13 protein-coding genes are annotated in these 13,636 nt (G+C 73.3%); 3 read left to right on the top strand and 10 right to left on the bottom strand.

Annotated features, from left to right (window positions below):
• Positions 1 to 222: 222 nt before the first annotated feature.
• From NX794_RS19875 to NX794_RS19865, 3 genes are all read right to left on the bottom strand, one after another.
• A complete protein-coding gene (locus tag NX794_RS19875; RefSeq protein ID WP_258779931.1) occupies positions 223 to 1,125 on the bottom strand; it encodes a serine hydrolase in 903 nt (300 codons plus the stop codon).
• Entirely contained in the window at positions 1,122 to 2,063 is a 942-nt protein-coding gene (locus NX794_RS19870; protein ID WP_258779930.1) for a serine hydrolase, read from the bottom strand. The genes NX794_RS19875 and NX794_RS19870 overlap by 4 nt, the downstream gene beginning before the upstream one ends.
• A gap of 76 nt (positions 2,064 to 2,139) precedes the next feature.
• Positions 2,140 to 3,465 (bottom strand): serine hydrolase domain-containing protein, encoded by a 1,326-nt coding sequence (locus tag NX794_RS19865; protein WP_258779929.1) that lies wholly within the window; start codon positions 3,463 to 3,465, stop codon positions 2,140 to 2,142.
• A 205-nt stretch (positions 3,466 to 3,670) separates the two neighbouring features.
• Here NX794_RS19865 and NX794_RS19860 point away from each other — a divergent pair, with 205 nt between their 5' ends.
• Positions 3,671 to 4,258, top strand: coding sequence for an isochorismatase family protein (locus tag NX794_RS19860; RefSeq protein ID WP_258779928.1), 588 nt, complete (start codon positions 3,671 to 3,673; stop codon positions 4,256 to 4,258).
• Between the two features lie 19 nt (positions 4,259 to 4,277).
• Here NX794_RS19860 and NX794_RS19855 read toward each other — a convergent pair whose 3' ends face one another.
• The 3 genes from NX794_RS19855 to NX794_RS19845 all read right to left on the bottom strand — a co-directional run bounded on the left by NX794_RS19855 (position 4,278) and on the right by NX794_RS19845 (position 7,688).
• Entirely contained in the window at positions 4,278 to 5,999 is a 1,722-nt protein-coding gene (locus tag NX794_RS19855) for a PucR family transcriptional regulator (RefSeq protein WP_258779927.1), read from the bottom strand.
• 21 nt (positions 6,000 to 6,020) lie between these two features.
• Entirely contained in the window at positions 6,021 to 6,794 is a 774-nt protein-coding gene (gene cuyB / locus NX794_RS19850) for a cysteate racemase (protein ID WP_258779926.1), read from the bottom strand.
• Positions 6,795 to 6,971: 177 nt separating this feature from the next.
• Positions 6,972 to 7,688, bottom strand: a complete 717-nt coding sequence (locus tag NX794_RS19845; protein WP_258779925.1) for a hypothetical protein — start codon at positions 7,686 to 7,688, stop codon at positions 6,972 to 6,974.
• A 367-nt stretch (positions 7,689 to 8,055) separates the two neighbouring features.
• On the opposite strand from NX794_RS19845, the gene NX794_RS19840 reads away from it, so the two are divergent.
• On the top strand, positions 8,056 to 8,742 hold the full coding sequence (locus tag NX794_RS19840; RefSeq protein WP_258779924.1) for a GAF and ANTAR domain-containing protein: 687 nt from the start codon (positions 8,056 to 8,058) through the stop codon (positions 8,740 to 8,742).
• 24 nt (positions 8,743 to 8,766) lie between these two features.
• Here NX794_RS19840 and NX794_RS19835 read toward each other — a convergent pair whose 3' ends face one another.
• The 3 genes from NX794_RS19835 to NX794_RS19825 form a co-directional block, all read right to left on the bottom strand.
• Positions 8,767 to 9,951, bottom strand: coding sequence for a PP2C family protein-serine/threonine phosphatase (locus NX794_RS19835; RefSeq protein ID WP_258779923.1), 1,185 nt, complete (start codon positions 9,949 to 9,951; stop codon positions 8,767 to 8,769).
• Positions 9,952 to 10,113: 162 nt separating this feature from the next.
• A complete protein-coding gene (locus NX794_RS19830; RefSeq protein ID WP_258779922.1) occupies positions 10,114 to 11,205 on the bottom strand; it encodes an amidohydrolase family protein in 1,092 nt (363 codons plus the stop codon).
• A complete protein-coding gene (locus NX794_RS19825; protein WP_258779921.1) occupies positions 11,202 to 11,798 on the bottom strand; it encodes a nuclear transport factor 2 family protein in 597 nt (198 codons plus the stop codon). Before NX794_RS19825 ends, NX794_RS19830 begins: the two co-directional genes overlap by 4 nt.
• A gap of 80 nt (positions 11,799 to 11,878) precedes the next feature.
• Here NX794_RS19825 and NX794_RS19815 point away from each other — a divergent pair, with 80 nt between their 5' ends.
• Positions 11,879 to 12,778 carry a LysR family transcriptional regulator gene (locus NX794_RS19815; RefSeq protein WP_309506007.1) on the top strand — a complete coding sequence of 300 codons (900 nt, stop codon included), beginning with the start codon at positions 11,879 to 11,881 and terminating at the stop codon, positions 12,776 to 12,778.
• Here the strand turns inward: NX794_RS19815 and NX794_RS19810 are convergent.
• Positions 12,732 to 13,628 (bottom strand): GNAT family N-acetyltransferase, encoded by an 897-nt coding sequence (locus NX794_RS19810; protein ID WP_258779920.1) that lies wholly within the window; start codon positions 13,626 to 13,628, stop codon positions 12,732 to 12,734. The two genes, NX794_RS19815 and NX794_RS19810, sit on opposite strands and share 47 nt — an antisense overlap.
• Positions 13,629 to 13,636: the final 8 nt, after the last annotated feature.

Genomic DNA, 13,636 nt, shown 5'->3' with positions numbered 1-13,636 from the left:
CTTCGCCATTCCTGGCCGGAATTGATTCAGCCGGGGCGACAAAGACGCCGGGGGGTTTTGGTCCGTCGCCCCAAGCGGCGGGCGATGGCGGGGCGGAGACGGGTGAGCGCGGCCCCCCGCTCGCAAGTCGGAGACGAGTGCGCCCCGGACCGCACTCGCAAGTCGGAAACGGGTTCGCCCCGGACCGCGCTCGCGGGCCGGGGCGTCGAAAGAGGGGACGGGTCAGAGGCGGGCGCGCAGGTGGTCCACGGCGGTGCGGGCGGCCCGGCCGATCGCGCGGTCGGCGAGTGGCTGCCGGGTGTCCGGGGAGCCGGTGCGCAGGAAGACACCGACGGCGTACCGCCCGCCGTCGGGGTACTCGACCACCCCCGCCTCGTTGCGGACGGCGAAGTCCGTGCCCGTCTTCCCGGCGACGCGCACGCCGTCCTCCGGGAAACCGGAGACGAGCCGGTGCTGCCACACCTGCTGCCGCATGAGGGCACGGACCTCGGCGCACGCCCGCGCGGAGTCGGCCTCGTCACGCCAGACGGCGGCGAGCAGCCGGGTCACGTCGCGGGGTGTGCTCGACGGGCTGCGTTCCGGGTCGTTGACGCTCAGCGCCATCAGGCGTTCGGGGGCGATGCCGGCGAGCTGGTCGTCAAGGGGCCGGTCGGCGGCGAGGCCGAGTTCGCGGCGGATGTCGTCGTCCAGCGCGGCGCAGGAGGAGACACCGAAGTCCCGGAGGCCGAGTTCGTCCAGGGTGGCGCGGACCCGGTCGAGGCCGACGACGTGCAGCAGCAGGTCGGTGGCGGCGTTGTCGCTGATCGTCATCATCAGGAAGGCGAGGTCGCGGGCGCTGATCTCGACGTCGTCCAGGCATCCGGCGGTGGCGCTGCCACCCGAGCGGTACGCGGCCGTCACCGTGTAGCGCCCGGCCGGATCGAGGTGTCCGGCCGCCGCCTGCCGGGCGTAGGCGAGCGCGATCGGGATCTTGAACACGGAGGCCAGCACCACGCGTTCGTCGGCGCCGTACCCGAACTCCGCCCCGGAGTCGAGGTCCCGGGCGTGCACGAAGCCCTCGACGCGGGCCTCGGCGAACTGGGACGAGAGGGCGGCGCGGACACCGTCGGTCGTGTCGAGGGTCATGCGGAGGTCTCCTGGCGTGCTGCGGCGGGCTGGACCGGGACGCGGCGCAACCGGTCGACGGCGGTGCGGGCCGCGCGGCCGATCGCGTCGTCGGCGGCCGGGTCACGGCCGGTGAGGGTGCGGGTGCGCAGGAAGACGGCGACCGCGTAGCGCCCTCCGTCGGGATACTCGACCACGGCGGCCTCGTTGCGGACTCCCCACAGGGCGCCGTTCTTCGCCGCGACGCGCACCTCGTCGCCGAAGCCGCTCACCAGGCGGTGCTGGGACAGCTGATGCCCCATCAAGTCACGTACCTCGGCACACGCTTCGGCGGGCCCGGCGCGGTCCTGCCAGATCGCGGTGAGCGCGGTGGTGATCTCGCGTGGGGTGCTGGAGGCGGAGCGGGCCGGGTCGAGCATGGCGAGGTTCCGGATGCGGTCCTCGTCGACGGCGTCGAGTTGGGCGTCCAGGTCCCCGTCCAGGTCCAGGCCGAGTTCCTCCCAGACGGGGTCCCACAGGTCGCGGTAGCGGCCCACGGGGACGCGCGGGCAGCCGAGTTCCCGCGCCACGGTGCGCACCAGGTCGGTGCCGAGGATCTCCATGAGCTTGTCGGTGGCGGCGTTGTCGCTCAGGGAGAGCATGAAGAACGCCAGGTCGCGGGTGCTCAGGGTGACGTCGTGCAGGAAGCTGTCGGTGCCGATGCCGCCGCCCTCGCGGTTCGCGGCGGTGACGGTGTGCCGCGCCGCCCGGTCCAGGGCGCCGCTCGCCGCCTGCCGGGCGTAGGCGACGGCCACGGGGAGCTTGCGGATCGACGCGACGATCACCGGCTCGTCGGGCCGGAAGCCGACCTCGCGCCCCGTGTCGATGTCCCGGGCGTGCAGGAAGCCCGCCACCCCGGCGGCGTCGAAGACCGCCCGGAGAGCGGCGGCCGCCTCGTCGACGGCGCGGGCAGGTGTCATCGGGGGCTCCGTTCGTGACGGTCGGACGGTCGGAGGGTCGTGGCGCTCGTGAGGTTCGTGTCGTGTGCGGCGGGGGTCAGCCGGTCCTGGGGGTGGCGCGTCCGCTGTAGTGCAGGTAGGAGGGGCCGCCCGGCCGGTGCTCGAACACCACGGCGTCCCAGGTGGGGTCGCCGTCCTCGCGGCCGACGAAGGTGTGCGGGTCGAGGGGGACCAGGTCGAGGCTCCGGGGCCGGGCGAGGCCGACGAGGATGCCGGTGGGTTCGGTGCGCATCCGCAGCCGGCCGTTCTCGGCGGTGACGTGGATACGGCTGCCGGCCCGTTCGTAGACACCGGTGCAGGGCTCGGTATCCACCTGGACGGGGTGGGCCGGTGGCGCGAGTGGTGCGGGCACCCGCACCTCGTGCAGGGCGCCGAGGAGTTCGCTCACCAGCCGGTGCTGGAAGTCGGGGGCGTGTCCGCCGTTGACCAGGACGGCGATGACGGTGCCGGTGCCGGGCAGCGCCCACAGGGCGGCGTGCTGGCCGATGGTGTCCCCGGTGTGCGAGATCACCTGCCGGCCGTCCCACTCGTCCAGGCTCCAGCCGATGCCCCACTGACGCCCGCCCGTATGGGGGTTGGGCAGGTCGACCTGTGCCTGCCGCATGAGCGCGGGGTCGGCGAGCAGGACACCGGGCGTCAGAAGGGCACGGCCGAAGGCGACGACGTCGGCGGCGGTCGAGCAGATGAGCCCGGCCGGGCCGACGGACCGCGGCAGCCCCCAGGCGGGTGCCGGCGCGCCGTGCTCGACGTGTCCCATGGCGGCGCCGAACCTGAGCACGTCCTCGGGCAGCGTCCAGGTGTGGGTGAGCCCCAGCGGCTCGCAGATCTGCTCGCGCAGGGCGCGGTCCCAGACCTCCCCGGTGAGGTGCTCGACCAGCCGGCCCGCGATGACGAAGCCGGAGTTGCAGTAGGAGTGGGAGTCCCCCACCGGGAAGGTCTGTTCGAGGCCGGCGCACGCCTCGACGTACCGGCCGAGGCAGTCGTCGCCGCGGCCGGTGTCGAGGAAGAGGTCGCCGTCGATGCCGGACGTGTGGGTGAGCAGGTGGCGCGGGGTGATCGTCGCCGTCGCCCGCTCGTCCCCGACTTGGAAGCCGGGCAGCAGGCCGGCGACGGGGGTGTCGAGGGTGAGGCTCCCCCGTTCCACCAGGAGCATGAGCTGGGTGGCCGTCCACACCTTGGTGACCGAGCCGATCTGGAACAGCGAGTCGGTCCGTACCGGGGCGCCGGTGGCCGTGTTGAGCACACCGGTCGCGCAGGCGTGCACCTCGCCGTCGTACCAGAAGGCCAGGCTCGCGCCGGGTACGCCGCAGTCGGACGCCAGCTCGGTCAGGCGCTGGTGCCAGTGGCCGGTGTCGACCTGCACGGGGTCCTCCGGTGGGTTCGGGTCGGCGCGGGTGGGGCCGTCGGGATGCGCGCATCGGACAGCGCGTCGCCAGCGTGGCATGGAGGGCGCCGGACAGCTTGGTGCGGGCGTACGAAGAACCCGGTCCGGGCTTGGCCGGTGGGACGACCGCGGTGGTCCGCCGCCTTCCTAGGGTGGCCGCACCCTGACGGACGAGGAGACGACCGTGCCCCTGATCGACCGCGACGACTGCGCTTTGGTGATCATCGACGTGCAGAGCGACTTCTATCCGCCCGGCCGGCTCGACGTGGACCGGCAGCGGTTCCACGACATGGTGCGGCGCATCGTCTGGATCACCGCGCTGGCCGACCGGCTGGGCATACCGGTGGTGGTGACGGAGGAGGACCCGGCGGGCAGCGGCCACACCGTGCCCGAGATCCGGGACGCGCTGCCGGCCACGGCGGTCACCCTGCCGAAGAACGCCTTCGCCGTGTGGGACAACCCCGGCATCGCCGCCGCGATCGAGGCGACGGACCGGTCCACGATGGTGCTCACCGGCATCGAGACGGACATCTGCGTCGCCCACTCGGCGATCCGGCTGCACCAGTCCGGCCGGCGCGTCGCCGTCGTGGACGACGCCGTCTACTCCCCCGGCCCGGCCCATGAGCGCGGGCTGCGGCGGCTGGCCGGCGAGGGCATCGAGACGCTGTCCGCCAAGGAGTTGTTCTACGACTGGGTGCGGACGATCGAGGAGGCGAACGCCTTCCACGACACCCACGCCGACCTCGCCGTGCCGCCCGGCGTGCGTCTCTGACCGCTCGGTCGACGTGCGGTCAGCGGTCCGGCCCCCCGGCGGGCCCCTGGCGCGAGTGGGCCTCACGACCGCCACCGCCACCGCCACCGCTGCCGTCTTCGTCGTACAGGCCCATCAGGCGCAGTTGCAGCATCGCCCCGAACCGGGCGGACGGGTCCCGCAGGTCCAGTTCGCCCACCTCGGCCACCCGGCGGATCCGGTAACGGAAGGTGTTGGGGTGGACGAACAGGCTTGCCGAGGCGGCGATGACGTCCCCGAACGCGTCCAGCCACGCCCGCAGCGTCTCCACGAGATGGGCGTTGTGCCGGGCGTCGTAGGCCACCAGCCGGGCGATCGGCCCCGACACCTCGTCCCGGCGGGCCACCGCGAGGTCCCGCATCTCCATCAGCAGGGCGTCGACGTGGACGTCGGCGATCGGGGCCACCCGCCGGCCGGTACGGCCGCTGAACACCACCCGCAGGGCCCGGTCGGCGTTGACCCGCGACCGTGCGAGTCCCGCCGGCTCCGCCGCCACCGAGCCGATGCCGATCACGGCACGGGTCCTGTCGCCGGTGCGCTCCAGGAAGTTGGCCGCCACCTTCACCGCTCGCTCGCGCGCGGGGCCGGAGTCCTCCGGGACCGGGAAGAGGGCGTACGTCACGTCGCCCACCAGCGCCACCGCGCTGCGCGGCCGGACGGCGGTGAGGTGCACCGCCAGCGCGCTCGCCAGTCGTTGCCGCTCCGCGGTGACGTCCGCGTGGTCCGCGTGATCCATGTGCTCGGCGTCGCGGGCGGGGGTGAGCCCCATCGCCATGACCAGCAGGGGGTCCCGCTCCAGGCCCAGCCGGGCCAGCGCCTCGACCGCGCCGGCCCCGCCCTCCAGCGCGGTGGTCACGAGGTCCGCCCGCAGCCGGTTCTCGGCGTCCGAGCCGGCCCGGAAGCGCAGCATGTGCAGGGCCACGAGTTTCGCCGCCTCCCGGAACGCCCGTTCCCGCTCGGGAGTCAGCGGCTTGCGCAGCGCGGCCCAGACGGAGCCGAGGATCTCGTCGCCGGCGCGCACCGCGATGGCCGCCCGGGGCAGCGCCACCTCGTCTCCCAGGGCCGGCGGCGGAATGTGCACGGGCCCGTCGGTGCGGTACAGCTCCTTCAGGACGCCGTGCTCCTCGTGGATGCGCAGATAGCGTTCGGGGACGCGGCGGGCGAGGATGCTCGCCACCCGCGCGGCGTCCGCCTCGTCCTGGCGGCCGGAGAAGGCCAGGATGCGGTAGCGGCGGTCCTCGATGGTGACCGGGGCGTCCAGCAGGGTCGCGATCGCGTTGGCCAGGGCGAAGAGATCACCGGACGGCACCCCGCCGAGCGTCTGGTCCCGCTGTTCGCCGACGTCGCCCTCGGCGAGCAGGGTGCGCAGCATCGCCGCGAGCTGCGCCCAGGACGCTCCCCGGGTCAGCGCGAGCAGGGCGACGCCGGTCTCGGCCACGACCGCTTCCAGGTCGGCGCCCTCGTCGGCGGGGTCGCGCACCACGAGGGCGGCGGCTCCGTGACCGGCGAGGTTCCGCAGCAGCGCGGCGATCTGCTCGCCTCCGTGCACGCCGACCCCGAGCACGACGGCGTGTTGCGGGTAGTGCTGTTCGTCGTACGGGTCGTGGATGCCGACGCCGCCCAGCTCGCCCGCCCGCTCCGGGTCGCCGTGGAGCAGGTCGAGAAGGGTCGGTCCGAGATCGTCGAGCACCCGGCTCAGGCTCCGGGCGGGGTGCGTCGACATATGCCTGATCATCTCCGCAGGTTAGGGCTGGTGCGGCCCCGCGCGTCCGTCCGTCGGTACGAGCGTACGCGCCCGTTCTCGTCCCGGGGGACGAACCTCACGCGCCGGCGGCCGCCACAGCCGGGCCACGGCCGCGTCGGCGAGGGCGTCGGTCGAGTCGACCAGCGGAAGCACCCGCGCGGCCACCCCGGCGACCAGGGGGATCTCGGTGCACGCGGCGACGGCCACCTGCGCGCCGAGTCCGCCGAGCGCCTCGGCGGCCGTACCGACCCACGCCTCGGCCCGCCGCCGGTCCGAGCCTCCCTTGACCGCCCGGACGGCGGCGTCCACACACTCCTCCTGCACCCGCTCCGGAACATGGACCACCTCCACCCCGAGCCGTGCGGCGGCCCGCTCGTACAGCCCGGCCCGGCGGGTCCCCCGGGTGGCGAGGACTCCCACCCGCCGCACACCGGGTGCGGCGCGTACGGCGGCCCGCAGCGCCGCGTCGACCATGTCGAGCACCTCGATACCGGTCACCCTGGACACCTGCCCGAGGTAGGCGTGCGCGGTGTTGCACGGTACGGCGAGACACGTGGCCCCGGCCCGCCGCAGCCGGCGCGCCCCCTCCACCAGGGACGGCAACGGGGAGGGCCCGTGCCCGAGCAGCGCCGCGGTGCGGTCGGGGACCGCGGGATCGGCCCACATGAGGACGGGCAGATGCGCCTGGTCGTCCTCGGCCGGGGTGCGTTCCACCAGCCTGCGGTAGAAGTCGGCTGTGGCCAGCGGCCCCATACCGCCCAGCACCCCCAGCATCGGGCGACGGTGTCGGTGCGACTCACCCACGGTTCTCGGCCTTCCGCTCGGTACGGGTCACTCCCCCGATCCTGACGCGGGCGTCGGGCCGGCAGGTGGTGGCCTCGTCCGAAAGGAGGGGCCGGGGTTGGGATGTCGGGCCAACGAGGGCCGGCCTCACCGCCCGGGCGGTGGCGGTCAGTGGAGGATGCTGACGGCCCGGGCGATGACCAGGAGGGAGGTGAGCAGCGCGGAGACGCTCTGGACGCTCATCATGAGCTTGGCGCGGGTGGACAGCGGCATGGTGTCGGTCGGGCTGAAGGCCGTGGAGTTGGTGACGGACACGTACAGGTAGTCCGTCAGGGTGGGCACCCAGTCCGAGGAGCGGCTGGCGCCGTCGGCGACCTCCTCGACGGCGTCGTCGTTCTCGTCCTGCGAGAAGCGGAAGTCGGCCAGGGGCAGTTCGCCGCGGGGTACCTGGGTGCGGCTGACCGGTCCGCCCCGGTCCAGTTCCCAGTAGGCCAGCCCGAAGACGATGATGTTGGTGAGCCAGACCTGCAACGCCGCGACGAGCAGCCCGCGGCCGTCCTTCACGCCCGCGTAGACGAGTTCGTGGATCAGCAGGCCGAGCGCGACGAGATTGCTCGCCGCGATGACGGCGACCAGGGTCAGGGACAGCGCGCGGAACGTCTTCGTCTGGCGGGTCAGCCGCTTGGGGTTGATCGCCACGAGGGGTACGAGGAGGAGGAACTCCAGCGCCGGCAGCACGTACCGCGGGGCGAGCAGAAGCCGCTGCGGCAGGGCGAGGTAGAGGACGATGGCCGCGAGCGTCGCGAGCACCGCGGGCAGCCTGGCCTCCCCTCTGCGTTCGTGCCGGGGGTGCCGGGTGCGGGCGTCCGCTCGCTTGCGGGTCATGTGTCCTCTTCTCCTGCTGCTTCCCCGGCTTCGGCTCTGCGGGCCATCCTGCACCGGGCCACGCCGGAACGTTCCGGATCTCTGACACGTTGCGCGTGACAGACGCGACGGTGTGGAGCGACTGCCCCGGCTCACCGAAGGCAACCCCAGCTCTCAAGGTGCGCATCGCCGGGCCGGCGGCGGAGCAGCGGTGCTCCCCGGCCTTCGACTTCCGCCTCCCGATGACGGCACCGGGCTGCTGCCGCACATGGGGCCGCCGGAGACCCCCGACGCGGCATCGTCGTCCGCCGGTCAGCAAGCACGGCGTGCCCGGGAAGTGGGAGGGTGGGCAGGGGCGGAAGCCAGGCGGAGTGAGACGGAGTGGCTGATGGACTGGCGTGAGTTCGGGCAGCAGATGGCGTCCATGGCGCGCAGGCTGCTGGCACAGGGTTCGGTCGAGGACACGCTGACGTGTGTCACGTCGTCGGCGACGGAGCTGGTGGCGGGGTGTGACGCGGCCGGCATCCTGATCATCCAGGGCGGGCAGGTGCGGACACTGGCCCCGACCGGCCCCCTGGCTGTCGACAGTGATCACTTGCAGGGGCGGCTGAGCGAGGGGCCCTGCTTCGACGCGGCCCGCACCCGGCACGGAGAGCGGATGTACCGGATCGCCGACCTCACCGGGGAGGAGCCCCGCTGGCCCGCCTACGCGCCCCGGGCCCGGGAACTGGGCGTGGGCAGCATGATGGGCTTCCTGCTCTTCACGGACAACGAGGATCTCGGCGCGCTGAACTTCTACTCGTGCCGGCCCGGAGCGTTCGACGATGTCAGCGAGACGGCCGGATGGCTGCTGGCCTCGCACGCCGCGGTCGCCTTCGCCAGTGCCCGTACCCACGCCCAGCTGGAGCAGGCCGTCGCCACCCGCCACATGATCGGCGAGGCCATGGGCATCCTCATGGGCGGCCATCACCTCACCGAGGAGCAGGCCTTCGACGTGCTGCGCCGCTACTCGCAGGAGAACAACGTCAAACTGCGGGAAGTCGCCCGGCAGGTGTGTGAGAAGGGCGGTTTGTGAGGCACCGCCGCCGGTGGGCACGGCTCACGTGTTGGAGCCGCCGTTCGTGCGACGCTGCCCGGAAAGGCTGCCGTGCCAGTCGAGTACGAGGGTCGTGGCATCGTCCGGCAGCACCCCCCGGCACGCGGAGTGGACCGCCGCCGTCAAGGTCCGGACGACTTCGCGGGGATGTTCGTCGCGGGTCTCATGGATGAGGGCCGGCAGGTCGACGGTCGCGGCGGCGCGTTCGCGCATACCGTCGGTGATCAGCACCAGGCGGTCGCCCGGTTCCAAGTGAAGCCGCTGCGCCTCGTAGCGGACCGGGGCGGGCACCCCGAACGGCATGTTGATCTTGAGGGTCGGCTCCTCCACGCGGCCGTCACGCAGCCGCAGGGGCCAGGGGTGACCGGCGTTGACCAGTTCATAGACACCGGTGTCCAGCTGGACGCGCAGCAGCTGGCCGGTGGTCATACCGCGCCCGTGTCCGATGATCGCCCGGTGGGCGGCGTACGCCTGGTCGACGACGCCGAGCCCGGCGCGACGGGCGCCGCGCAGGGCGTTGACGGTCAGCGTGGCCAGCAGCGCGGAGGCCGTGTCGTGCCCCATCGCGTCCGTGATCGACAGGTGGAGGAAGTCCTGGTCCAGGGCGTAGTCGTAGGTGTCGCCGCCGATGTCGTCGGCCGGGACCAGACCGCCGGCCAGGGTGAACTGAGCGGCCTCGCAGCAGGGCGCGGAAGGGAGGAGCTGGTGCTGGATCTCCGAGGCGAGGCTCATCGGTGTGGTGCGTCTGCCCCAGTGGTAGAGGTCGGTGAAGCGGCGGTCGGTCACCACGATGTACGCCAGCGCGTGCGCCGCCTGCGTCACCGCGTCGCGGACCGTGCCGTCCGCGTAGGGGAGCACCAGGTCCAGGACGCCGAGGCAGTCGCCGCGGTTCGTCACGGGCGCGACCATCCGGCAGCCGCCCTCCGGGTCGTCCTCCTGGACGAGGCGCTGAGAGCGCAGCACCCGGTCGTACACGCTGCCCGCCAGTTCGATCGTCTCGGCCTTGCCGCGCGCCTGACCGGCCGTACCGGCCCTGGGCAGCCGTACGGCCGCCCAGCCGAGCGTGTCGGCGAGCCAGAACGACACCTCGGTCGCCGAGAACCGCTTCTCCAGGTTCCTGGCGACCACGTCGACGGACTCACTTGGTGAGGCGTCCTCCGCCGCCCGCAGTACTTCGTCCAGTCCCAAACCCTCACCCACTACGGATACCTCCCCGGTCCTTCTGTCCCGGGTTCCCGGTCCGCCGGGCGAAATGCGCGGACAGGCGAACACCTGAGCGGCGGCCGGCCCCTTCGCACGGGCATGGGCTGCGGCACTCCCGCTGAGCTTACGGTTCCCTCGGTCGTCCCGTTACCCCAGGTCCACGGGGCGGCCGGTGGTCCAGACGCCTCGGATCCGGCGGGTCGCGGTGATGTCGAGGGCCGGCGCGCCGGAGACCAGGAGGAGGTCGGCACGCAGGCCGGGACGGATTCCGCCGCGGTCGTGCAGGGCGAAGGCGCTCGCGGCCACGCCGGTCGCGGACCGCAGCGCCTCGGTGGGGCTCAGTCCGGCCTCGACGAGCAGGGCCAGCTCGTCGTGCAGGCTGCTGCCGTGCGGCACCGCGGCGGGGACTCCGTGGGCGTCGTTGGCGTCGGTTCCGGCGACGACGGTGGCACCGGCCCGGTGCAGGGCGATGACCGCGTCGCGTGCGTGGTCGTAGGAGAGGGCCGGGTCGCCGAGGTTGCGCGCGGTGCCGCGCATCATGGTCAGGGTCGGTACGACGACGTGCCCGCCGTCGCTGAGCGCCCGCAGCAGGCCGGCATCGAGGCCGGCGTCGAGCGGGGCGTGGGTGAGGACGTCGGCGCCGGCCCGCACGGCGAGCGCGACGGCGGCGGTGTGACTGGCGTGTGCCACCACCCGTAGTCCGGCCGCGTGCGCCGCCTCGACAGCCGCCGTGGCGGTGTCCAGGTCGGGTCCGCCCGCTCCGGGGCGTTCCATGATCAGCTTGATGTAGTCCACGCGTTCGCCGACGCGGGCCGCCACGCGGCGGCGGGCCTCCTCCGGGCTCGTCACCAGGCTGTCGGCGGGGAAGCCCGGGATGCGGGCGTGCGGTCCGCCGGTTCCGGCGATCGGGGCGCCGGAGCTGCGGATGTCCGCGCCGGTGCCGGCCGCGCGCAGTGCCGACACGAAGGGCGGGGGCCAGGTGCCCATGTCGAGTGCGGTGGTCACGCCGTACCGGGCGAGGGTGGAGAGTTCGTCCGGGCGCAGGAAGTGCACGTGTGCGTCGATCAGTCCTGGCAGCAGGGTCGCACCCGTGCCGTCGACGGTGGGGCCGGCGGCCGGTGCGGTGCCGGCCGACCGGATCTCGGTGATGACGCCCTGCTCGAAGGAGACGTCCCGGGTGCCGTCGAGGATGCCGGCCCCGTCGAACACCGTGACGTCGGTGATCGTCGTGCGGGTCATGCCGCCGCCTTCCCGTGCAGCCAGGCGAGGGCGGATTCCTTGATGTCCCGTTCCAGGCCGCTGCCCTTGGTCGCGAAGACACGGCGTACGGGGAACCCGCTCGCCTCCAGCAGGTAGGCCAGGGCGGCGTATTCGCGCGGGTGGCGGGCGACGGCCTCGCGGTCGACGTCCACGACGCCGGCGGGGAAGGTGAAGGTGCCGAAGTCGTAGACGCTCTTGCGGTCGAGGATGCGCCAGGTGCCGTCCCGCTTCTCCAGGCGGTCGATGAACCGGTTGTGGCCGTTGCAGCCGAGCCCCAACCGGACACTCTCGCCGATGATGACGGCGTTGGTCTCGGCGACCGCGCGCGTTCCGTCCGCCGAGAAGCTCACGACGGGTGACGTGATCAGGTGCTTGGCGCGGAAGTCGGAGGCGCCCATCCGCTCGGACGCGTCGACGAAGTCGTACGCCAGGCCCTCGAACCAGGTCACCTCGATCCGCCCGTCCGGGTGGAACAACTCCCGCAGCCGGTCCCATGCGCCGAGGTCCCGGTGGATCCACCCGGTCATGAGATCGGCGATGTCCTGCTTGTCCAGCAAGGTGGTCGGTGCCATGCCTTCAGCATCCGATGGCACCGGCAATCGGTCAAACGGGTTGATACCATCGATCAATCGATTTGGACGATGGAGGGCGTATGGAGCTACGGCATCTGCGGTACTTCGTGGCCGTGGCCGAGGAGCGTCACTTCGGCCGGGCGGCGGCCCGGCTGCACGTCACGCAGTCGACGCTCAGTGCCCAGGTGCAGGGCCTGGAGCGGGAGGTGGGCGGTCCCCTGTTCGCCCGGACGAGCCGGCGGGTCGAGCTGACCGAGGCCGGAGAGCTGCTGCTGCCCGAGGCCCGCCGGGTCCTGGCGCAGGCCGGGCGGGCGCTGCACGTCGCCCGGCAGTCCGTCACCGGCGAGATCGGCACCGTCCGCATCGGGTTCTCCGGCGTCGCCGTGCTGCACGGGGTACTGGCCGCCGACCTGCACCGGTTCCGCGCGGCCCACCCCCGGGTGGAGGTCACCGTGGCCGAACTCCCCCCGACCGCCCAGCTCCAGGCCCTCCGCGACGGCACACTCGACATCGGCTACTGCCCCGACCTCGGTCTCCGGCCCGGGGACGACCTGGAGATGACCCTGCGCGCGCGTACGACGCTGTCGGTCGCCCTGCGCCACGACCACGAGCTGGCCACGGCGGGCGCGGTCACGACGAGCCGGTTGGCGGAGCGCGACCTCATCGTCTTCGCGGCGCGTGAGGAGGACGAGACCGTCCTGGCCCGGCTCGGGCCGGCCGCCACCGGCCACCGCGCCCGCGTCCAGGTCGTCAGCGGCACGCTCGGCGTCCTGGCCCTCGCCGCGGCCGGCGCGGGCGTGGCCGTCGTCCCCGCCGTCACGGAGCGCATCGCGCTGCCCGACCTCGTCTACCGGCCCCTGCTCGGCGCGGACGGGCCCGACGTCGTCTCCGTCAGCCGGGCCGAGGAACTCTCGGGTTCCGTAAAGGCGTTCGTCAACTGTCTGAGCGCGCCATGCCGTCCCCGGTCGGAACCGGGGTGAACCTGTACCCGGTGAAGTCCGCGACGCGGACGTAGCCGAGGCGCTGGTAGAGCGCGTTGCTGGTCGGGTTGCCGGGGTCCGCGAACAGGACGACGTCCGTCGCGCCGGCGGCCAGCGCGGCGCCGCTCACCTCGGCCGTCACGGCGCCCGCGTAGCCGCGGCCGCGGAGGGAGGCCGGGGTGTAGACGGGGTCCACCCGGACCATGCCGGCGAGCATCGTCGTCGAACCCGCCAGGGAGACGGGAGTGCCGTCCGGGGTCCGCCAGAAGGTGACGTGCTTGTCCGCGAAGCGGGTGTCGGCCCAGTGGCCGGCGTCGATGGCGGCGATGGTGGCCTCCTCCGCGACGTCGACGCAGAACGCGCGGCACCAGCGCACGACCTGCTCGTGATCGGGCGTGCCCGCGATCCGGCTCCGGCCCGGCGGGTGCGGCTCGGGCGGGACGAGCCGGTACAGGTGGGTGCGCCAGAACACGGCCGGTGCCGCGCCGGTGTGCCGTTGCCACGCCTCGGCGAAGGCGGTGGCGGTGTCGTGGTCGGCGACGACACTGGCCAGGGAGTGGCCGAGGGCCGCCAGGTGGGCGGCGAGGGCGGCGGCCTGCCCGGCGGAGAGCGGGGTGAGGGTCAGGCCGCCGCGTGGGGTGCGGTAGAAGGCGGCGCGGACCTCGCCTCCCGACTGGAGGCGGCCGAAGACGGTGACCTCGGTGACGGCGGCGTTCGCCTTCCGGTCACGCAGCCTCCGGAGGGTCGTCAGCGGTGTGTTGTGCAGGGCGGGGCGGGAGCGCAGGAAGTCTCCCGCTCGGGCGTGGAAGTCCTCGACGTCTTCGGTGAGTTGCCAGTCGTCCGGGCGCATGCCTGAGG

Origin of the sequence: Streptomyces pyxinicus, from assembly GCF_024753135.1 — a bacterium.
GTDB lineage: Bacteria > Actinomycetota > Actinomycetes > Streptomycetales > Streptomycetaceae > Streptomyces > Streptomyces pyxinicus.
The sequence above is the reverse complement of the archived record's forward strand: the minus strand, read 5'-3'. Positions and strand labels throughout refer to the sequence as shown.